The following is a 20289-nucleotide window of genomic DNA, read 5'->3' on the forward strand; positions in this document are numbered from 1 at the left end:
GAGGTGCAGATAGTCGGTGCTATCTGCCCTCTTCGGGCTTAGGGAATTTTCCGACGCAGCCAACACTGCGCGGCAATATCATCCAGTGCTTTCTGCTGGCGGCGCTCATACTCTGAAGCCTGCGTTACGCGCTGTTCTTCAAGTGTCAGAGTCACTATTTTCTCTTCACATGCGGCTTTAACGAGGTTTTTCTGGAGACGGTTCTCTTTAATTTTCGCCAGGGTTTTCTCTTGTTCTTGCCATTCGATGACACGCTGCAGGCTACCTTTGTACCCGGCAACATTTTTCAGGGCTTCAACGGAAGGAGCGGCAATATTTCCGGCATCTGTTTTATGGATCAAATAGCCCAGGGCTTTAATATTGCTGTCATATTTTGCGCAAAGCTGCTTTTGCTGGGCCAGTTTTACCGTAATATCTTTGACCGTTCGATCGCGCAGACGCTGCAACTGAGCCAGCGTATTTATCACCTGCTTCATTTTTTAGCCTCGGCTTTTTTTGCTCCCGGAAAGAGTTTCTGTAAATCGGCCTGCACCCGTTCCAATGGCGCGGGTTCGTGCATGTCCTGGCATAAGAAGCGTTCAATCGATGGGAAGATTTTTACCGCTTTATCCACTGTCGGATCCGCGCCAGCCACATAGCCGCCAAGTGGGATCAACGGCTTGATTTCCATATAGGCGGCATAGTTTTGCTTTAATTGCCTTGCCGACTGTTGGTGAGCCGACGGGGTAATTTGCGTCATACAACGGCTGATGGATTGACCAATATCAATGGCGGGATAGTGCCCTGCTTCCGCGAGTTTACGGGTCAGAACGATGTGTCCATCCAGCACAGCACGGGCACAGTCAACGATGGGATCTTGTTGATCGTCCCCTTCCGCCAGCACCGTATAGATAGCCGTCATCGACCCCAGGCTTTCGCTGTTACCTGCACTTTCAACCAGCCGGGGAATAATGCCAAATGCGGAGGGCGGATAGCCTTTCGTCGCAGGGGGTTCACCTAACGACAGCGCAATTTCTCGCTGCGCCATGGCATAGCGCGTCAGGGAATCAACCAGCAGTAACACATCGTGCCCGCGATCGCGGAAATGGGCCGCAACAGAGTGGCAAAGTTCGGTGGCTTTCAGACGCATCAATGGAGACTCATCCGCCGGTGCCGCCACCACGATAGATTTTGACAGCCCTTCCGCCCCCAGGGAGTGATCGATAAACTCTTTCACTTCGCGGCCACGTTCGCCAATCAATCCGACGACAACGATCTGCGCTTTGGTCTGGCGGGTTATCATCCCCAGCAGGACGCTTTTACCCACGCCGCTCCCCGCCATCAGGCCGACACGCTGCCCCTTGCCGATAGTCAACATGCCGTTAATCGCTTTCACGCCGACATCCAGAGGATGCGCAACAGGCTGGCGGGTTAACGGGTTTATTGAAGGTGCATTGGCAGGCAAGACATGTGTGCCACCGAGTTTACCTTTACCATCGATAGGCTCACCAAGCCCATTGACCACACGCCCCAGCCAGCTTTCACCGATTAAAATATCCTGACCTTTCTCTTCGGGAAAAACCCGCGCTCCGGCCATCAATCCCGTCGGCTGCTTAAAAGGCATCAGGTACGTAATATCCCGGTTAAATCCCACGGCCTGAGCCTCTATCCATTCACGTCCTGCGCTTTCAATGCGGCAAAGCTGACCGGTTGCCAGTGGGCAGCCCACGCTTTCCAGAAGGATACCGTTCACCCGCACCAGCCGTCCGGCGACCCGGGTAACGGAGATAGACTCGATGGAACGCAGCGCGCTGTCAAAGCGCGAGGGTTCACTCATTTTTTGCTTCCGGTGAAAGCGTCTCTTTTAGGACATCCATGCATTGTTCAAGGCGGTGTTCGCATCCGACATCAAGCTCAGAGGTCTCCGTGACAATACGGCACTCGCCCGCCGGTAGCTCGGCTGAAGATGCCAGCCCCCACTCCTTCACCTTAGAGGGTGCGACATTTTGGATGCGGCTGAATTCTTCTGGATTGAGGTAGACATGCAGGGATTCGGGCGTAGAGGGCAGTGCCGCGATCGCTTCTTCGACCAGCGCCAACAACTGAGTAGGCTGTAACGCCAGCTCGCAACGAATCACCTGACGCGTAACTTTTTCGACCAGTTGCAGGAGATCTTCACGCTGTTTACGCTGGTTTTGCGCCAGATAATCATTGAGCGCAACGGATGCTGCCTCCAGCGGTTGTGCCGCAAGGGTAAACTGATGAAGGCCCTCTTTTTGCCCCGCAAGACTGCCTTCGGCGTAGCCGTGGCGATAGCCTTCATCCTGACCTTTCTGGTGCCCTTCCTGATAGCCTTCGCTGTGGCCTTCGCTCAAGCCCTGCTCAAAACCTTTTTGCAGACCTTCCTGAAAACCATCCATCAACTGGCGCTGAAAATGTGCCGCCGACATTCCCGGCATCTCTTCAGTGGTGACCGGGGAATGACGAGGGGGAAAGCGATGTTGGCGATAACGCCCACGCAACGTATCCATAATGAACTCTCCTTATTCCGCTGTCTGTTCAGCAAACAGCTGTAGCTGAAGTTCACCCGCTTGTTCAAGCTCACGGGCGATGTCCATAATGTCGCGGCGTACCTGCTCAATACGGCTGACAGGCACCGGACCCAGGCGGGACGTAATGGTTTCAAGCTGCTGCGCCTGGCGTTTCGGCATCACCGCAAAAATAGAACGACGCAGTGGGGCTTCGGTGCCTTTCAATGCCACCGCCCAGTCTTCCATCGGGACTTCATCAAGCAGACGGCGACGAACGTCTTCGCTCTGACGGCTGAGGATAAAGAAGTCGTACATTTCATCCTGCAACTGCTCCAGAACCGTTTCATCCAGATCGCGAAGTTGATCGAGGATCTGCTGCTGATTGCCCTGAATACGGTTAACAATATCAGCCGCTTGCTTAATGCCTTTCACCTTCGAACCGTGCTCAGACAGTACCGACAACCCGCGTTCGATAAGACGATCTAACTCATCGACCACATCACGGTTAACGTCATTGAGTTTGGCAATGCGATAAAGGATCTCATTCTGTACCGAATCACTCATGTACGAGAGCACTGTCGAGGCAATCTCCGGGGTCAGGAACGCGAGGAAGACGGCCTGCAACTGCAAGTGTTCTTCCGAAATGAGTGTCGCCAACTGACGCGGTTCAACCCACTGCAAACGCGCCATGCGCGAGCGGATCTCATCGCCGTAGATCCCATTAATCACGCTGCTGGCGATTTCCCCACCCAGCGCTTTGTTGAGTATCCCCTGAAGCATCACCCGTGATGCACCATTGATACCGCTTTGCTCACGGAACTCTTCGAAAAAGTTGTTGATCACTTTTCTGGCCTGGCTGGTTTTTACCCCGGACAGACGCGCCATGTTCTCGCTCAGGCGCACAACCTCTTCCCGGCTCAGCTTTTGCATGACAGTGGCTGCCGCTTCCTCACCCAGACACAGCAACAAAATGGCTGCCTGCTCCAGATAGCTACCGCTGCCGTTGCCTTTATTTATTGTTAATTCGCTCATTACTGGTAATCCACTGTCTGATCACTTCGGCAACGCGATCAGTATCACTGATCGCCAGTTTCTGGAGGAACTCCAGCTTGGTTTCAAGACCCGAACTTTGTGCCGGAAGCGAGTCATCTCCCGGGAAAGAAGGCAGTTCGATAGTCTTACGCTCATCGTCTTCATTCACGGCAGAAATCGACAATATGGCATTATCCGCCTCTACCTCAGGCCCTGCCGCCAGTGGCAATGCCTGTGTACGGCGTGCTTTCTGCAACCCCATAAAATGTTTCATTAATGGGCGAATGATCAGCAGTAATACCAGGACGATGATCAGGCCAATGCCGCCCAAACGTACCCAGGCGAGGATGCTGTCGTTCTGCCACCAGCTGACAGGCGCCACAGTCGTTTTTTCTTCCGGGATGAAGTTCAACATCGATAAAGACAGCTTGTCGCCACGCGCAGCATCAATCCCGGCGGCGTTGTTGAGCATCGTCAATACCTGGTCTATTTGTTCCGGTGTCCAGCCCTTTACCGATGCTGCATTTTGGTTTAGCACCACCGCGACATTCAGATGTTTCAGCTCAAATCCAGGGTGTTGAATATGTTGAACATCTCGATCGTAGGCGTAATCACGTTTGCTTTCAGTATGCTCAGAAAGGGCCACGGGATTTTTACTGGCATCCGCTGCGGGAAGGCCGTTTGGATTGCTCAGAGGATTGGGTGCAGGCGGGCGATTACTCAAAGACCCGGGAATACCCACCGCCATTTCATCGGTGTTCTTATCCTGAGAACTTTGCTCACGGTTCACTTTAGGGCTATCGCCAAGATGCTCCTGGGTTTCATCAATCGTGCTGAGATCCAGTTCTGGCATCACGCTGATTCGGAAATTGTTTTTCCCGACTAACGAGGTCAACACGTTAGCAATGCTGGCGCTGATTTTATCCTGAATATTTTTATGTAATTCATTGTTTTTACGGGTGGTGGCAGTAGCCCGGGTGTCATCTTCCACGCCTTCAGACAGTAAATTACCCGCCTGGTCTACAACACTGACCTGAGAGGCTTTTAACCCCGGCACACTGCCGCTCACCAGATGAATGATGGCATTCACCTGTTCGGCATTTAGCGTGCTGCCATAATGCAACCGCACTGCCACCGAGGCGCTATTTTGCGGCTCATCACTGACAACAAACGAGCTTTCTTCATTCAGCGCCAGGTGAACACGCGCCATCTCCACCGCGTCAAGGGACATGATGCTTTGTGCCATTTCGCCTTCGAGGCTGCGTTTGTAGCGAATATTTTGCACAAACTGGCTGCTACCAAGCACCTCATCCTTATCCATCAACTCATAACCCGCCGGGTTGAGCGCCTGGACACCCTTTCCGGCAAGCGTCATACGGATTTTTGAAAGTTGTTCCTCGGGAACCAGAATTTGCCCGGATGCGGGATCGATACGATAGTCAATCTTTTCGCCATCCAGCACGGTAATGATCTGCGATACAGGCAAATGCTCCTGGGCGCCGTATAAGGCCGCATAGCCGCCGTTACCCTGCCACAGCAATGCAACAATCGCCGCGGTGACCAACACCGCAGCACCGCCAAGTACAGCCCACTTTTTATTCCCGGTGACCAGGGAAGATAGCGCAGAAAATGAACCAGAAATGCGCGCCGATAAGTTTAATTTCATAGCGTTATATGGACATATTCATCAAATCGTTAACACCGCTGGCTACTTTGTTTCTCACCTGCACCAGGGCTGAGAACGACAGTGAAGCCTGTTGGCTTGCGAGCATGGCACCCACCAGATCGTCACTTTTCCCCATATCCACATCATTCTGTTTTGCATCAGCAATTTGCTGAAACCGATCAATATGATTGAGAGCGGAGCCCATCACCTGATGAAAAGAGACTTCAGAGGCAGGCGCTGAAGAGGTAATTGTTTGCGCTGCCAGCACAGGGGCATCGGCAAGGGTTTTCATCCGGTTCATTTCTTGCATCATGCTAAGCTGAGCGGCATTACCGGTGGTGGTACTGAGAATATTCATTTAATGCTCTTTATCTGTAATTACGAACAAACTTCAATGCCATGCTTACGCATCGAGGCCAGGCGATAGCGTAGCGCCCGGGGTGTGATCCCAAGAAAATCAGCAATTTTTGATTTATTTCCCTGAAACTTGCGCATCAAATCAGCAATATATTGATACTGCGCGTAACGACCATGCTGTGTAAGATTTTCAGCCGCATCGTTAATAATAATCGAGGGGGAATATCTGTTACCATTTGATTCAATATCAGAGGTGTTTTCTTCCACGACCGGAATACCTAATACATTAGCATGGATAACACCATCCTGATTTAAAATCATGCCGCGTTGAATTGTGTTTTCCAGCTGGCGCACATTACCCGGCCAGGTATGTTTAACGAGGGCAATTTTCGCCCGCTCAGATAAGACAATATTTTTCCCGACCATTTTGGCGTATTTATCAAGAAACGATTCCGCCAGTGGCAAAATGTCATCAATGCGTTCACGTAATGGCGGAACGTTAATTGGCAACACAGAAATACGATAAAAGAGATCCTCCCGGAAACGCCCTGCTGCTACTTCAGCTTCCAGATTTTTATTGGTGCAGGCAATCAATCGAAAATTAAGCTTAATTGAACGATTACTCCCCAAACGCTCAACCTGATGTTCCTGCAATACACGTAATAGCTTGGCCTGTAATGCCAATGGCATATCACCAATTTCGTCGAGCAATAAGGTGCCATTATTTGCCATTTCAAGTTTGCCGGGAACAGAATTTACCGCGCCAGTAAACGCACCTTTTTCATAACCGAACAACGTCGATTCAAGCATGGTTTCAGGAATGGCCGCACAGTTTATACCAATAAACGGAGCATTGTGTTCATCACCGAAAGCGACAGAGTGAATTAATTTGGCGACACACTCCTTCCCTGCGCCTGTTTCACCCTGGATCAATACAGGGATGTTAAAGCTTGCAACACGTTTAGCTAATGAAAACGTTTTTATGCTGACTGAGGCTTCAGCAATAAGAGTTGGCATTTTATCTCTCGCATTTGCAGGCATAAAAATATTATGACCATGGCGGTAAAAACTGAATAATGAACAAGCAAATCCTCACGGAACTGGTGCTGGATACTAACACTCAGCGTTCAGGAGAGTTTACATCAATAGATTAAATTAATATTATTCTTTTAAAAACAATAGGTTATGGTAAGAAATCAGTAAAAAACACCCACAGCATTCATAGTCAGATCAATATATGAATCTATTAATAATATATTAATTATATTTATTGGTGATATTATTATTGTCATTCAATATAAGATGCAGTTAAATGTGCCACTGTTTTATTTATGAGTTATTTGCGCCTGAACTTATGCTTTGCACAAAGTAAATGCGGCCATCATAAATAGGAAATCAAATGCTATTCATATTTTTTTGTGTGCAAGAAAAGCCCATCACATAAATGAACCGAAATAGCATTAAGATATTAACTACAGAGAACGTGCAACATGCTGAAGTACAGTCAACTCCGTGGAGTATTCAAGCTTGAAGGAAACCGACTCGGTCGCCCTTACCACCGGCTACCGAATATGTTTATCAGTAAGTTTGACATTATAGAGTCACGGTTAGGCACTTATTTCCTGAAGAAACATCGTTCTAATGTTAATTTAAAGAAAATATCCTGCCAGATGGATGTGAAAAACAAGCATGCAGACTTGTTGGCTTCGCCCGTAGGTAACCTGGCTTTTGATATTGACCGTCCATTATTATTGACTATTCTCAATAATTTTTATGGCTTAGATAGCGTTATGGAAAACCGTAGTCAAGCTGAAAGTTTAGCCACTAAAACTGAAATTCGATTACGAAATCGTCTGGCGATTGATATATGCAGCACGCTATTCACCGAAGATATGCTGGGTTTACCCTTAAAGATTAAGGCTGACAATAGTAATATTTGCAGTCAGTGGTCTTATCAAATCACATTTACATTAAATGATGATGCTAACAGCAATTTTTACATCCTGCTGGATAATGCTCATACCGATTATATTCTCAACGTATTGCGCAAAAAAGAAAAGCCTCAGGTTAATGAACCCGGTGCTTCCCGACAAGCTAAACAAAAAGCAATCGTGAAACAAATCATTAATACTCTGCCATTAAGTTTGAACGTAAAAGTTACGGAGCTGGCAATGAATGTTGCCGACCTGACTACGATCAAGGCAGGTGACATTTTCCCGATCTCTTTACCGGAAAAATTTCCGGTATCGATCGGGCAGTCAGCGCTATTTAATGCGCTGATTATCGAAGATAACGACAAATTGTATTTATCTGACATCCTGGAAAACATTGCTGAGAAATCCCTATGAGTCATCACGAAGATTTAGATTTGCTTGAACAAGGTTTTGAGCTGGCTGACACCGGTGAAACCAAAGAAATTAAAAACTCAGCGGTGGCAGCGAAGGATAAAACCCCGGCCAAAAGCGCGCCACTGGCTGACTCAATGTCGCTGCTCAAACGTATTCCGGTGACCCTGACGCTGGAAGTGTCTTCTGTAGAGGTGATGCTGGCCGATCTGCTGAATATTGATGACGATACGGTCATTGAATTGAATAAGCTGGCAGGCGAGCCACTGGATATTAAAGTGAATAATATCCTGCTGGGCAAAGCCGAAGTGGTGGTCGTCAATGAAAAATACGGGCTTCGCGTTATTGAATTTAACACGCGGGATATCAATGAGCTGACCCAATGAAACTCTCCACCTTCTTGATCGCACTGGCAGGGGGCTCCCTGCTGGCGCTCTCTCCCGCTGCGTTTGCCCAGGGAGGGGACATCTCATTACTCAGCGTTGTCACGCAGGGAGATACTCAGGAGTACAGCGTCAAGATTCAGGTTTTGATCCTGATGACCCTGGTTGGGTTACTTCCAACCATGTTGTTGATGATGACCTGTTTCACGCGTTTTATCATTGTGCTGTCTTTATTGCGCCAGGCGTTGGGACTCCAGCAAACGCCGCCAAACCGCATTCTGATTGGCATTGCGCTGACGTTAACCCTGCTGGTTATGCGCCCCATTTGGCTAAACATTTACCAGCACGCCGTCGTGCCGTTTGAAAATGACGAGATAACGCTACCCCAGGCGCTGGAGACAGCTGCCTCGCCATTAAAACGTTTTATGTTGGCGCAAACCAACAAGAAAGCCATTGCGCAGATCATGACCATTGCAAACGCGAAAGGCGATGCTGCGCAGCAAGATCTGTCGATTGTGGTTCCCGCCTACGTGCTGAGTGAACTCAAAACGGCCTTCCAGATTGGCTTCATGATTTACATTCCGTTTTTAGTTATCGACCTGATTGTCGCAAGCGTTTTGATGGCGATGGGGATGATGATGCTCTCTCCGCTTATCGTTTCACTGCCTTTCAAGCTGATGCTCTTCGTGCTCATCGATGGTTGGGCGCTCACTGTCGGCACACTGACATCCAGTATTCGCGGCCTGGGCCTCGGTTAAATCTATAAGGCGACCTCATGTTAACTATCGACGTCGCGGCAGATATTGTCGCCAGCGGCATTAAAGTCGTCATTATTCTGGTGTCCGTACTGGTGGTCCCAAGTTTGCTGGTCGGGCTGTGCGTCAGTATTTTCCAGGCCGTGACGCAGATTAACGAACAAACGCTGAGCTTTCTTCCACGACTGATTGTGACCCTTGTTGTGCTGGGCGTTTGCGGGAAGTGGATGATTGTCCAGCTTAGCGATCTCTGTACGCACCTGTTCACCCAGGCTGCGGTGTTGGTAAACTGAAATGGCGCAAACTGATATCACGCAATTTATTAATCTGGTCTTCGGATTGTGGTATCCGTTCGTGCGTATCATGGCGTTAATTCAATGCGGACCCATATTTGACAGCAAAGCGCTGAGCGTGCGTATCCGCATCATTATTTCGCTTGCGCTGGCGATCATCATTGCCCCGTTGGTACATCCTCCTGTTCCACAAGGGCTGTTAACGATGAGCACCCTGATCCTCACCGTTGAACAAATTCTCTGGGGAATGCTTTTTGGCCTGATGTTGCAGTTTGTCTTTCTGGCATTGCAGATTGCCGGGCAAATACTCTCTTTCAACATGGGCATGAGTATGGCGGTCATGAATGACCCGAACAGCGGGGCATCAACCACGGTGCTGTCAGAGTTTATTTATATCTATGCAGCAATCTTGTTTTTTGCGATGGATGGGCACCTGCTGCTGGTAAGTATTCTTTATAAAGGTTTTATTTACTGGCCGATTGGTAATGCCTTAACACCCCAGACATTACGCAGTATTTCCCTTGCACTCACCTGGGTGTTTGCCTCTGCGACCCTTCTTGCCCTGCCCACTACATTTATCATGCTTGTGGTTCAGGGTGGATTTGGACTGCTCAACCGCGTCTCTCCGTCACTGAATCTCTATTCGCTGGGATTTCCCGTCAACATGCTCGCGGGATTAGTCTGTTTTGCCGCCCTGCTCTACAACCTGCCCGACCACTATTTACACCTGGCTAACGTTGTCCTGCGCCAGCTTGACGCGCTGAGAGTGCACCATGGCTGAACCGGGTAGCGACGAAAAGACAGAGAAGCCCTCGGCGCAAAAGCGACGCAAGGCACGCGCGGATGGGCAAATTCCCCGCTCTAAAGACGTGGGGCTGGCCGCCAGCTTGTTTGCGGCATTTATCGTGCTGGCGAACAGTTTTCCGTGGTATCGGGATTTCGTGCGCGAGGCGTTTATCACGGTTCATCAGTATGGGCAAAATAGTAACGACCCGGAGGTTATTGGGCAGTTTTTGCAGCACAATTTACTGATATTACTTAAATTCATCCTGACGCTTCTGCCGATGCCGCTGGCTGCTTTAGCCGCCTCTCTGGTGCCGGGAGGCTGGCTGTTCCAGCCCAAAAAGATCCTTCCTGACTTTAGCAAACTGAGTCCGCTAAAAGGCATCGGCCGTCTGTTTTCAAAGGACCATCTGACCGATACCGGCAAGATGGTGATCAAAAGCCTCATCGTCTTGCTGATGTTGTGGTTTAGCGTGCGCAATAATTTCAGTGCCTTCCTCAACCTGCAAGAACACTATTTCGCCAATGCGGTCAATGAAGGACTCTCGTTGTATCGCAGCGTGATGCTGAACTTTGTCATGCTCTTTATCCTCTTTGCCCTTCTCGACGTGCCTCTGGCTAAGCATATGTTTACTAAGGGTTTGAGAATGACAAAACAGGAAGTTAAAGACGAATACAAAAATCAGGAAGGTAATCCTGAAATCAAAGCAAAAACACGTCGTCTACAACGTCAAATGGCGCTGGGACAAATTCGCCGTGTTGTGCCCAAAGCCGACGTAGTGATTACTAACCCAACGCATTATGCCGTTGCGTTGCAGTACGACCCGTCTCGCGCAGCCGCCCCTTTTGTGGTGGCAAAAGGTACTGATGAAGTCGCACGTTATATTCGAGACGTGGCCAAAGAGCACAAGATAGAAATCGTGGAATTCCCCAGACTCGCCCGATCGGTTTATTACACCACCCAGATTAATCAGCAGATTCCATTTCAACTTTTCCGGGCTATAGCCCATGTACTGACTTACGTCTTACAACTGAAGTCCTGGCGTGCAGGGCATCAGGATAAACCTGATTTAAACCGCCATATTTCCATCCCAAAAGAGGTCCTTTACCAGGATGCAAAAAACAATTAAGCAATTTCTGTCGGCATTGCGGGCCGGGAATTTCGGAGTACCGTTGGTATTGCTGTGTATTTTGGCAATGGTCATTTTGCCTTTGCCCCCGATGCTACTCGATATTTTATTCACCTTTAATATCGTGCTGGCCGTGCTGGTGCTGCTGGTTAGCCTCTCGACAAAACGCCCACTGGAATTCAGTCTGTTCCCTACGGTCCTGCTGATCACCACATTGATGCGCCTGACGCTAAACGTCGCGTCGACCCGTGTTGTCCTGCTATTCGGGCATGAAGGGGTCGGTGCAGCGGGTAAGGTGATTGAGTCCTTTGGTCAGGTGGTGATTGGCGGAAACTTCGTCGTCGGGTTTGTGGTTTTCATCATCCTGATGATCATTAACTTTATTGTCGTCACCAAAGGTGCCGAGCGTATTTCTGAAGTTTCCGCACGCTTTACCCTTGATGCTATGCCAGGTAAGCAAATGGCTATCGATGCGGATCTCAATGCCGGATTGATTAACCAGGCGCAGGCGCAGGCCCGACGTAAAGACGTCACCAGCGAAGCCGATTTCTATGGCGCGATGGATGGGGCATCCAAATTTGTTCGTGGTGATGCCATCGCCGGGATGCTGATCCTCGCCATCAACCTGATTGGTGGTGTCTGTATAGGGATTTTCAAATATAACCTGAGTGCTGATGCGGCTTTCTCGCAGTATGTCCTGATGACCATCGGTGATGGCCTGGTTGCCCAGATCCCTTCACTCCTGCTCTCCACTGCTGCGGCGATCATCGTAACGCGCGTGAGTGACAGCGGTGATATCTCCAGCGAAGTGAAAAAACAGCTGCTGGCGACGCCAACGGTTATCTATACCGCCGCTGGTGTGATGTTTGTCCTGGCGATTGTGCCGGGAATGCCACACCTGCCGTTTCTGCTGTTTACCGCCCTGTTGGCATTTGCGGCGTGGCGGCAAAGTAAGCAACCCAAAGCGGCGGAATCGGAAGAAAAAAACCTTTCAGCAATCACAAAAACGCTCACCGAGAATAGCGAGCAGCAAGTGACGTGGGAGGCGATCCCACTGATTGAACCTATCAGTCTGAGCCTGGGTTACAAGCTGGTATCACTGGTTGATAAATCGAAAGGCAGCCCGCTAACCCAGCGCATTCGCGGGGTGCGTCAGGTTCTTTCTGAAAATAATGGCATGCTGTTGCCGGAGATCCGCATACGCGAGAATTTCCGTCTCAAACCCACCCAGTACGCCATTTATATCAACGGCATCAAAGCTGACGGCGGCGATATTCCCGCCGATAAATTAATGGCCCTGCCATCAAGCGAAACCTATGGCGAGATTGATGGCACGTTAGGCACCGACCCCGCATACGGAATGCCCGTGACGTGGATCCAACCTGCGCAGAAAGCCAAAGCGCTCAATCTGGGTTATCAGGTGATTGATTGTGCCAGCGTCATCGCCACCCATCTGAACAAAGTTGTGGTGAACTATATTCCTGAATTATTCAATTATGACGATGTCACCCAGTTGCATAATCGCCTGGCCGCGCAGTCCCCAAAACTTGCCGAAGACCTGAATGCCGCGCTCAATTACAGCCAGGTATTGAAGGTATATCGTAGCCTGCTGATGGAGAGGGTTTCGCTGCGCGATATTGTCACTATTGCAACGGTACTGGTCGCCAGTAGCGCCGTGTCAAAAGATCCTATCCTGCTGGTTTCAGATGTCCGTCTGTCGCTGCGTCGGGCTATTACTCATAGTTTTGTGCGCAATCAGGAGCTGGCGGTTTATACCCTGAAAAATGATTTGGAAAATCTACTGCTTAGCGTGGTGAATCAGGCTCAGCAAGGTGGCAAAGTGATGCTCGACAGTGTGCCGGTCGATCCCAATATGCTTAGCCAGTTCCAGGAAAATATGCCGCAAGTCAATGAGCAAATGAAAGCCGCGGGTAAAGAGCCGGTCTTATTGGTTGCGCCTCAGTTGCGCCCTCTCCTTGCGCGCTACGCCCGCTTGTTTGCACCAGGACTTAATGTGCTGTCTTACAACGAAGTTCCTGATGAACTGGAACTTAAGATCCTCGGCTCACTAAGCTAAACCATGACCATGAGGGGAGACTTTACCCGTCTCCCCTCAACACCTGATTCAGACTATTGCAGACAGATACCTGATTAAAGCACCGTATTATCAGTCAAAATACGCTTGCTCCCGAGGTAGTGCTCTTGCCAGAAATCATCGTTCAGAGAGCTAATGCGAATACGTTCCCCGGTACGGGGCGACTCAATAAAACGCCCATCACCCAGATAAACGCCAACATGATCGGCTTTATTGCGTGTATGAATGTGAAAGAACAACAAATCACCGCGCTGCAAATCATTATCGGCAACGTTTCTGGCGCGTCTGAAATGAAACATTTCATTGGCGGTACGCGGTAGTTTCGCTGCCAGCAATTTGTTATAGGCAAAAAAAACCAGACCGCTGCAGTCGAAGCCTTCTTCCGGGGATTCTCCCCCCCAGACATACTGTTTACCCAGTTGGTGCTGCAACCGGGTAATAATTTGCTCGGTCACTGTCCGCAAATGCTCATTACCCGCAAAACCCGAACCATCCTGTAGATGATGTGGCCGATACGGTGTCGCAAACCACTCCGGGTGTTGTTCAATATAGATTCGGTTTTGTGCCCGCACAGCCGCTTTGTCTTGTGCATCGCCCTTAATGACAGGCGTCGCATGACTCCTTTTGACTTTTTCCTGCGCCAGTAATAAAGCACGATTATATCTGCGCTGCTGTGCTGCGTAGCTGAGACTCTTATAGACGGTATGGGCTTTTTTAAGGCTTATCGCCGATTTATGTGCAACATTTTTGGGGTGAGAAGAGGCCGTCACCTTCAGAGGCCAGGTGGAGCACATCAGGATAATTGCCACCGCCTGAAAATGATTAACACGCGGCATAGTAGAATATTTATTCAATTTCAACATGACAGTACTGCAATAAGCAAAGACAGGCTCAAAGCGGTGGTATTAGAGAATGTAAATACCATGAAATGACATAAAAAAATTAAATTATTCATAATTTAAAAATTAATTTTTACTCATCAATGACATTTCAGGGCGAGCCTGACAAAGAAACCCCGTAATTATTTGGATTATACGCCTGCGGTGTTTTCTAAAAAAGCACCGTAGATGCGGTGGTTATGGGTAATGCGTGCCATGAGCTGGAGGGTCATAAAAAACAGATGTTCTGCTCACTGGAGGCATTACCCGGCAAGTGACTCGCGTGCGTGAGCACAGCCAACGCACAGGCAACCTGAAACGGCCTTCTGCCGGTGCATTGCACTAGTCATAGTTGACATAAATCAGCGCGGTGGATTTTAACGCCCCCGGTTTCAGCTTGTTTTTGTCGTAAACAAAATAGCTGGCGGTGATCGGAATTTCGACCGTGGCATTGCCCAGCGTTTTGCCTTTTGCAATCGCCCACAGATTATTCGCATTGCCCTGCGCACCCTGAACGTTAGCGATGTTAATCAGCGTATTATTTTGCTCCAGGACAAATCCCACGCCGTTATTAACGTCCCCCTGGAGCACCGTCGTGCTGCCCGCCCATAAATCGCTGCTGTACAGATATACCGCCATGCCGCGCGCGGTGAGTTTATTCGCACTGACCAGGCCATCGCAGTGCAGACGTATATTTTTCGTTTTGTTTTTACCCGCCAGCTTGCCGGAGGCCGGGAGTTCAGCCAGCGAAACAGACGGCAGGGTGAGGGTTAAATCATCAGGCTTACAGGTGGTTTTTTTGCCGTGGTAAGTGAGGGTCAGGTTTTCAATATAGCTGTCGCCTTTCAGCGTCTTCGTGATGTAATCCACGCAGCCAGACCAGTTTGCCGCTTTACAAAATCCCAATACCGCGTTGATCAGCCAGCTGGAATTGCCGCCGGTATTTGCCGCCATCACGCCAGGAATCGTCACCGACGGTACGCCGGTTCCCGATGCGTCCCAGGAATCATGCACCAGCTTCACCGTATAGGTAATGGTTTTCACGGTCGGCTCCGTGGTGCCGATATTCTCCGTCGTTTTCGGTACGGTCACGGTAATACGCAGATTTTCGCCGTTGCTGAACGGGCCAATTTTCTGATTGTTGACCAGCGCCATATAGGAAATAACATCACTGGCGGAACTGCATTTTATCCCGGCGAAAGTGGCGCTCACATCCAGCGATTGCTGGCCGGAGGCGGAAAACATTTCATCAAGCACCAACTGGTTGGTATGGGTTAACGGCGCGGTGGTTAACTGGCAGGCAGCCCGGCTTTGCTGCGCGAAGCACAGTAATACCATTGCCAGCATAAAATAGGTTTTCATCATGACGCTCCTGCTTAGCGACAAATATAGCGTTCGTTTTCGTCGATTTTTGTCGTGAACGAAATCAGGCAGGAGGTTCCCTGCTGTTTATCCACCGCCACGCGAACGGCGGGCGGCATTTCATTGGTGCGAATAAAGACCTGGCTGCCCTGCCCGACGACGCCGATGTTATGACCGTGGCTATCGACCACTTCATAGCCAAAGGTGAGCGGCGAACCGTCCGGGCGCTGGACCCGGATAAACCACGGCTTGCGCGGGTCGGTATCAAAAGTGGTGAGCACGACCGCGCCACGATACGGCGCGGTGCTGCGGCGGTTGCCGCGCAGTTCCGTTTCGCTACCGCTGGCGGAAATATCCAGCGTCAGGTGATTTTCACGATAAGGGGCCAGGCTGTCATAGATCACCACGCCTTTACGGTTAGTGGTGCGGTATTTCTGCCCGTTGATATACGCGCCTTCCAGCCCCGGCGCGTGCGCCACCGCGAGGGTTTCCGACAGGCGGTTAGCGAAATCGACCCCGCCGGACCAGGCGACAATGCCGCCCGCCATGCTTGCGCTGCTCTGCGTATAGCGGGTTGACTGGCTGTAGCTGCCGTTAACCGTCGCCACCGGCGTGTTCCACGTCAAATTGCCGCCAGCGGTGGTTTCCTGCCCCTGCCGCTGCTGGCTCATATTGACGCCATAATTAAACTGATCGCGATCGCCCAGAGTTCCGGCAAGCCCGGTATTATTGGCAGAATAGCTGCCATCATCAAAGGTCGTGGCGTTCGACAGCGATAAGTGACGGCGTGGTGCGGAAATATCATCGCCCCAGTCAAACGGCACGGAGATAAACAGGTTAACGCGCTTATCCTGATTATATGATTCATCCCAGGTCCGGCTGGCGGCAAAGGTATAAGAGATGCGCTGCCAGCGACTGGAATAACTCAGCTGATAATCTTTATTTCTGCCGCTGCGCACCCAGTAATCGCGCCATAATAACGTCATAGATAACGATCCCCATCCTTCCGGCAGAGACTGACTAACATTGGCGGAAAAGCTGTTTTTACGGCCAAAATCATTCTGGTAATAATCGCCGATGTCATAAGCGTCATTTTCATCACGGCGGTAGCTGTTTCTGTTATTGGCCCACACGTGATCGTTAAAAGTACGGTAATCACTGGAGGTGTAGCGATATGCCGCCAGGCCAAAGCGCGTTTCGGTCTGCGACAGATATTTGTTATAGGCCAGTTGATAACTTTGCCCGGAAAAGACATCGCCGTTATTTTGTTGACTGTGTGCCTGAGTCACATCGACGGAAATAGATCCGATACGGGTGTTCCAGCCGGTGCCAAGAGTATATGCGCGGTAGTTGTCTGACAGCATCGTGCCGCCGTACAGGGTTAGCAGGTTATTAAAACCGTACTGGTAGCCGAGCTGGGCAAAATTTGTTTGCTCGCGGGCTCCTTCAATATGGCTTCGCCCGGCGGCAAAATCATATTTTGCGACGCCGGGCTGCAACATATTCGGCACTGCTGCATAGGGCACCAGATAAGTGGCGACCGAACCATCCGCTTCTTTCACCGTGACGTCAAGATCCGCCCCGCCACCGGCAAGCTGTAAATCGGCGATGGTAAACGGTCCCGGCGGGACTTCTTTTTGATACACCGTAAAACCATTTTGTTCGATCGTCACCAGCGCATTACTTTTCGCTATCCCCTGCACCAGCGGCGTGAAGTTTTGTTTAGAGGCGGGCAGCATTTGCATATCCCGAAATAATCGCACGCCGCGAAAACGCACCGAATCAAAAATATCGCTCGCAGTGTACATATCTCCGGAGCGCAGCGTGGCAAGCATTTGCCCGATGCCGCGCTCCAGATACAGCGTATTACTCTTCCATTCACCGCGCGCGTCATCGGTCTGGTGATAACTGGCGTCGGAATGCAGTTGCCAGCCCAGCAAATTTAATCCGCTATTAACGCGTGCGAAGGTGCTTTTACTGGTTCCGGCCGCGTTATAGTCGCTGTAATACTGGCTGAGATACCAGGAGGAATAGAAAGCGTTAATCCCGCGATCCCAGTTTTCGGGCGGAACGTAGCCATTTTCCAGCGCCTTAACAAATGCCTGCGGCACGCTGAGATCGAGGCGGAAAACGCCGATGTCCCAGCGTAGACTGCCTCCCTGAACGCTCTCTGTAAGAGGCAGGCAGTCGCGAGTTTTATCCAGCCCGGCGGTTTGAATGCCTAAGCGGTCAAGGGTTTCGCGCGCTAAACAGGTGTCATCGGCATTGTCACTGACCGTAACGTCATATTTGCCGCGCCACTGTTTATTAACATAAATATCCAGCTCATATTGTCCGGGCACGGGCTGATTATCATCTAAACGAAAAGCTGAGACTTTTTCCCCTTTCATCCCGCCCATCATAAAATGGGTGTCAAAAGTTTCTTCTTCCGCATACGCACAGGGAGCAAAGAGGATCAGTGAGATAGCCGCAGCCAGCGGCATTATCCTTGACATAATCTGCTCCTTTTATTTTACGCTGACGTTTTCGCTAAGATAATTGCCATGATCGTCAATCAGGGTCAGGTTATATTGCTTAGCATTATGATTATTGATATTAACGGCCTGCCGGGATAACGGCGCTATCATCACGCTGTCCTGATTCACTTTTACGCCGTTAGCTTTAATATCAGTGAGGGTGATCCAGTTGGCGGTATCATTGTTAACGGCGAGCCGACTGTTATTGTGCACCAGTGATAATTTTTTAAAGCTATTCTGGCTGACCGGCGCAATGCCCGCCGGACGATAAAACAGTTTGATGCGATTCTGCATCGCAAACTTCAGGACGTTAGTTCCGCTGCTTTCCGGGTTATTCGGTGGGATATCCAGCACGTTAAGAAAAAACAGGCTTTCTTTATCGGCTGGCAGGGCATTTGCCATTTTTTTAATTTTTAGCTGCTGGCCGGAGTTTCCTGCGACCTTCGCGACCGGCGGCGTTAGCATAAACGGCACCTGAATGTGTTCCGGCGCTAATGTCGTGTCGCCATCGTCAATCCACGCCTGGACTAAGGAGGCGCGCGGTCCCTGATTCATTAACTGCACCACCACTTCTTTCTTCTCTGCCGGATAAATAATCCGCGTGCCGTAAATGGCAATACCGGCATGAACGGGAAGAATAACAGACGTGATGATCAATAAAAGGAGACCTTTCATTTTGATGCCTCTTGTTTTTTTATATTCACAATAGCGGCTAAGCAAGCAATATCGGCGGCAATGCCGCCGATGACTGTGTCAGTTTGATTCAGGTGAATATAAGATTAATCTTCAGAAACGCGCATCACCATTGTTGAGTTAACCGTACCCGCTGCCACGGCACCGCTGGTTAATTTCAGGTATTTCGCCTTAAACGGAATAGCATATTTCCCGTCCGCTGTTTTATAGGCGTCCAGATCCAGCGGCTTTGAAATATCCACTTCGGTGGTGCTGTTGCCCAGATACAGATAATAGCCGACGGTATCGTTACTGCTGGCGACTGCTTTATCATTACCGGTGATTTTCTTATCGGTGATCAGTGACAGCTTGACGTTTTTCGCATCGCCCTGGCAGTTAATAATTAACTGACTGCTGGTTACGCCTACCGCATCGTTATAGGGGGCGTAGATACCCAGAGCATCAAATACGCTGGCAGGCACCGTGGGCATATTAATTTCAACTGATTTCGCGCCGCCATCAAACGTACAGGGAGCAGACGTTACCAGGCCATTTATTGTCAGCGTACCGGTTTCAACGTCAGCGGCAAATGCAGAAGTATTCATAAATACAGCTGATAATACAGAAAACGCTATCATGTTACGTTTCATGTTCTATTCCTTTCAGATTGTTTTTGATTTGTTAAGAAGTATCTCTTGCTGGTAACAAGATGTCATGTCGGTGACGTTATCTCAATGTGAATAAAATGTTTTATTGATTTAAAGCAAGATAAATAGCGCATTATTTATTACATGAATATTAACAGGCTTTATATATTCACTGACCAGATCATTAAGCGAAATAAAATCCCACACAAATAAAAATAATATATAGAAAACAATAAATCATTCACGCCATGATATTAAAAAAGCCTCGTTTTATACTGGCAGCGACGGCTAAAGTAAAAAAAATCAGTTTGCACAAAGAAGAAACGTTAGCGGAAGGTGAAAAAAACAGAACCGATAAAAATCTGACCGCAAAAAAATGTTGACCGCTGCCGCAGAGTCGGCCCCCGGCAGGTACATTTTTCAGCAATCTGGATCATAATGACTGTACCTGCGCCGCGCGCCTGACATAAAGGAGTCAGAATTAAAATGAAGAGACGTTTTCTTGCGGGCCTGTTCGTGCTTATCCCGGCGATGAGCGCAATGGCTGTGGCTTCCGACAGCACCACGTTAACGATTAATGGACACATTGTGGTGGCAACCTGTAGCGCTGATGCGGTGGGCGAACGCCTCCAGCAACGCTGTGGCAGTGCGATTCGGTTTGTGGATGCGCATTCGCCCGCCGCGCGGGGCGTGGTCAGCGAAGTGGTGAGCGTAGCGGGGGTACCCGGACGGCAGATTTTACTCAGCCGCTACGACTAGCCGTTCGCGGCTGTCAGGATGCATCAAAAAGCTGGCAGCATGCTGCCAGCTTTCTGCTTCTGCTTCTGCTTCTGCTTCTGCTTCTGCTTCTGCTTCTGCTTCTGCT

The 20289-nt window shown here is 49.7% G+C and carries 20 protein-coding genes; 8 read left to right on the plus strand and 12 right to left on the minus strand.

What is annotated here, in order from left to right; genetic code table 11:
- Positions 1 to 38 precede the first annotated feature (38 nt).
- Genes fliJ through RT197_RS11555 form a run of 7 tightly spaced genes read right to left on the minus strand, consistent with a single transcriptional unit; the run spans position 39 to position 6582 of the window.
- A complete protein-coding gene (gene fliJ, locus RT197_RS11525; RefSeq protein WP_312950616.1) occupies positions 39 to 476 on the minus strand; it encodes a flagellar export protein FliJ in 438 nt (145 codons plus the stop codon).
- On the minus strand, positions 473 to 1816 hold the full coding sequence (gene fliI / locus RT197_RS11530; protein ID WP_312950619.1) for a flagellar protein export ATPase FliI: 1344 nt from the start codon (positions 1814 to 1816) through the stop codon (positions 473 to 475). The genes fliJ and fliI overlap by 4 nt, the downstream gene beginning before the upstream one ends.
- Positions 1809 to 2510, minus strand: a complete 702-nt coding sequence (gene fliH / locus RT197_RS11535) for a flagellar assembly protein FliH (protein WP_312950621.1) — start codon at positions 2508 to 2510, stop codon at positions 1809 to 1811. The genes fliI and fliH overlap by 8 nt, the downstream gene beginning before the upstream one ends.
- A gap of 12 nt (positions 2511 to 2522) precedes the next feature.
- Positions 2523 to 3542 (minus strand): flagellar motor switch protein FliG, encoded by a 1020-nt coding sequence (locus RT197_RS11540; protein ID WP_312950624.1) that lies wholly within the window; start codon positions 3540 to 3542, stop codon positions 2523 to 2525.
- Positions 3520 to 5208, minus strand: coding sequence for a flagellar basal-body MS-ring/collar protein FliF (gene fliF / locus RT197_RS11545; RefSeq protein WP_312950626.1), 1689 nt, complete (start codon positions 5206 to 5208; stop codon positions 3520 to 3522). Before fliF ends, RT197_RS11540 begins: the two co-directional genes overlap by 23 nt.
- Before the next feature lie 4 nt (positions 5209 to 5212).
- Positions 5213 to 5566 (minus strand): flagellar hook-basal body complex protein FliE, encoded by a 354-nt coding sequence (locus RT197_RS11550; RefSeq protein ID WP_312950628.1) that lies wholly within the window; start codon positions 5564 to 5566, stop codon positions 5213 to 5215.
- A 20-nt stretch (positions 5567 to 5586) separates the two neighbouring features.
- The gene (locus RT197_RS11555; RefSeq protein ID WP_312950630.1) at positions 5587 to 6582 is read right to left on the minus strand and encodes a sigma-54 dependent transcriptional regulator; all 996 of its coding nucleotides are present in this window, start codon (positions 6580 to 6582) and stop codon (positions 5587 to 5589) included.
- Positions 6583 to 7055: 473 nt separating this feature from the next.
- Between RT197_RS11555 and RT197_RS11560 the strand changes: the two genes are divergently transcribed.
- From RT197_RS11560 to flhA, 7 genes are read left to right on the plus strand one after another with little or no spacing between them, the layout of a single operon-like run.
- Positions 7056 to 7913: a hypothetical protein gene (locus tag RT197_RS11560; protein ID WP_312950633.1), complete on the plus strand. Its 858-nt coding sequence runs from the start codon at positions 7056 to 7058 to the stop codon at positions 7911 to 7913.
- Positions 7910 to 8296, plus strand: a complete 387-nt coding sequence (locus RT197_RS11565) for a FliM/FliN family flagellar motor switch protein (RefSeq protein ID WP_312950635.1) — start codon at positions 7910 to 7912, stop codon at positions 8294 to 8296. Before RT197_RS11560 ends, RT197_RS11565 begins: the two co-directional genes overlap by 4 nt.
- Complete coding sequence (gene fliP / locus RT197_RS11570; RefSeq protein ID WP_312950636.1) at positions 8293 to 9051, plus strand: flagellar type III secretion system pore protein FliP; 759 nt, start codon at positions 8293 to 8295, stop codon at positions 9049 to 9051. Before RT197_RS11565 ends, fliP begins: the two co-directional genes overlap by 4 nt.
- A gap of 17 nt (positions 9052 to 9068) precedes the next feature.
- A complete protein-coding gene (locus RT197_RS11575; RefSeq protein WP_312950639.1) occupies positions 9069 to 9341 on the plus strand; it encodes a flagellar biosynthetic protein FliQ in 273 nt (90 codons plus the stop codon).
- Position 9342: 1 nt separating this feature from the next.
- Complete coding sequence (gene fliR / locus RT197_RS11580; RefSeq protein ID WP_312950642.1) at positions 9343 to 10122, plus strand: flagellar biosynthetic protein FliR; 780 nt, start codon at positions 9343 to 9345, stop codon at positions 10120 to 10122.
- Positions 10115 to 11254 (plus strand): flagellar biosynthesis protein FlhB, encoded by a 1140-nt coding sequence (gene flhB / locus RT197_RS11585; protein WP_312950644.1) that lies wholly within the window; start codon positions 10115 to 10117, stop codon positions 11252 to 11254. The genes fliR and flhB overlap by 8 nt, the downstream gene beginning before the upstream one ends.
- A complete protein-coding gene (gene flhA, locus RT197_RS11590) occupies positions 11238 to 13331 on the plus strand; it encodes a flagellar biosynthesis protein FlhA (protein WP_312950646.1) in 2094 nt (697 codons plus the stop codon). The genes flhB and flhA overlap by 17 nt, the downstream gene beginning before the upstream one ends.
- 74 nt (positions 13332 to 13405) lie before the next feature.
- Here flhA and RT197_RS11595 read toward each other — a convergent pair whose 3' ends face one another.
- The 5 genes from RT197_RS11595 to RT197_RS11615 form a co-directional block, all read right to left on the minus strand.
- Complete coding sequence (locus tag RT197_RS11595; protein ID WP_312950648.1) at positions 13406 to 14212, minus strand: C40 family peptidase; 807 nt, start codon at positions 14210 to 14212, stop codon at positions 13406 to 13408.
- Between the two features lie 357 nt (positions 14213 to 14569).
- A complete protein-coding gene (locus RT197_RS11600; protein ID WP_312950649.1) occupies positions 14570 to 15592 on the minus strand; it encodes a fimbrial protein in 1023 nt (340 codons plus the stop codon).
- An 11-nt stretch (positions 15593 to 15603) separates the two neighbouring features.
- Complete coding sequence (locus RT197_RS11605) at positions 15604 to 18084, minus strand: fimbrial biogenesis outer membrane usher protein (RefSeq protein WP_312950651.1); 2481 nt, start codon at positions 18082 to 18084, stop codon at positions 15604 to 15606.
- 12 nt (positions 18085 to 18096) lie between these two features.
- Entirely contained in the window at positions 18097 to 18780 is a 684-nt protein-coding gene (locus RT197_RS11610; RefSeq protein WP_312950654.1) for a fimbria/pilus periplasmic chaperone, read from the minus strand.
- Positions 18781 to 18884: 104 nt separating this feature from the next.
- Positions 18885 to 19427: a fimbrial protein gene (locus tag RT197_RS11615; RefSeq protein ID WP_312950656.1), complete on the minus strand. Its 543-nt coding sequence runs from the start codon at positions 19425 to 19427 to the stop codon at positions 18885 to 18887.
- A 483-nt stretch (positions 19428 to 19910) separates the two neighbouring features.
- Here RT197_RS11615 and RT197_RS11620 point away from each other — a divergent pair, with 483 nt between their 5' ends.
- Positions 19911 to 20183, plus strand: coding sequence for a DUF2574 family protein (locus RT197_RS11620; protein WP_312950659.1), 273 nt, complete (start codon positions 19911 to 19913; stop codon positions 20181 to 20183).
- The last annotated feature ends 106 nt before the right edge of the window (positions 20184 to 20289 follow it).

The sequence above is a fragment of the Superficieibacter sp. genome (assembly GCF_032071645.1).
Classification (GTDB): Bacteria; Pseudomonadota; Gammaproteobacteria; order Enterobacterales; family Enterobacteriaceae; genus Superficieibacter.

Bases quoted from the DNA above. Each gene is read 5' to 3' on its own strand.
- flhA (WP_312950646.1), top strand. From the start codon at position 11,238: ATGCAAAAAACAATTAAGCAATTTCTGTCGGCATTGCGGGCCGGGAAT.
- RT197_RS11555 (WP_312950630.1), bottom strand. From the start codon at position 6,582: ATGCCAACTCTTATTGCTGAAGCCTCAGTCAGCATAAAAACGTTTTCA.
- fliI (WP_312950619.1), bottom strand. From the start codon at position 1,816: ATGAGTGAACCCTCGCGCTTTGACAGCGCGCTGCGTTCCATCGAGTCT.
- fliP (WP_312950636.1), top strand. From the start codon at position 8,293: ATGAAACTCTCCACCTTCTTGATCGCACTGGCAGGGGGCTCCCTGCTG.
- RT197_RS11540 (WP_312950624.1), bottom strand. From the start codon at position 3,542: ATGAGCGAATTAACAATAAATAAAGGCAACGGCAGCGGTAGCTATCTG.
- RT197_RS11595 (WP_312950648.1), bottom strand. From the start codon at position 14,212: ATGTTGAAATTGAATAAATATTCTACTATGCCGCGTGTTAATCATTTT.
- RT197_RS11550 (WP_312950628.1), bottom strand. From the start codon at position 5,566: ATGAATATTCTCAGTACCACCACCGGTAATGCCGCTCAGCTTAGCATG.
- fliR (WP_312950642.1), top strand. From the start codon at position 9,343: ATGGCGCAAACTGATATCACGCAATTTATTAATCTGGTCTTCGGATTG.
- fliF (WP_312950626.1), bottom strand. From the start codon at position 5,208: ATGAAATTAAACTTATCGGCGCGCATTTCTGGTTCATTTTCTGCGCTA.
- RT197_RS11560 (WP_312950633.1), top strand. From the start codon at position 7,056: ATGCTGAAGTACAGTCAACTCCGTGGAGTATTCAAGCTTGAAGGAAAC.
- fliJ (WP_312950616.1), bottom strand. From the start codon at position 476: ATGAAGCAGGTGATAAATACGCTGGCTCAGTTGCAGCGTCTGCGCGAT.
- RT197_RS11610 (WP_312950654.1), bottom strand. From the start codon at position 18,780: ATGAAAGGTCTCCTTTTATTGATCATCACGTCTGTTATTCTTCCCGTT.
- RT197_RS11620 (WP_312950659.1), top strand. From the start codon at position 19,911: ATGAAGAGACGTTTTCTTGCGGGCCTGTTCGTGCTTATCCCGGCGATG.
- RT197_RS11575 (WP_312950639.1), top strand. From the start codon at position 9,069: ATGTTAACTATCGACGTCGCGGCAGATATTGTCGCCAGCGGCATTAAA.
- flhB (WP_312950644.1), top strand. From the start codon at position 10,115: ATGGCTGAACCGGGTAGCGACGAAAAGACAGAGAAGCCCTCGGCGCAA.
- RT197_RS11615 (WP_312950656.1), bottom strand. From the start codon at position 19,427: ATGAAACGTAACATGATAGCGTTTTCTGTATTATCAGCTGTATTTATG.
- RT197_RS11605 (WP_312950651.1), bottom strand. From the start codon at position 18,084: ATGTCAAGGATAATGCCGCTGGCTGCGGCTATCTCACTGATCCTCTTT.
- RT197_RS11600 (WP_312950649.1), bottom strand. From the start codon at position 15,592: ATGATGAAAACCTATTTTATGCTGGCAATGGTATTACTGTGCTTCGCG.
- fliH (WP_312950621.1), bottom strand. From the start codon at position 2,510: ATGGATACGTTGCGTGGGCGTTATCGCCAACATCGCTTTCCCCCTCGT.
- RT197_RS11565 (WP_312950635.1), top strand. From the start codon at position 7,910: ATGAGTCATCACGAAGATTTAGATTTGCTTGAACAAGGTTTTGAGCTG.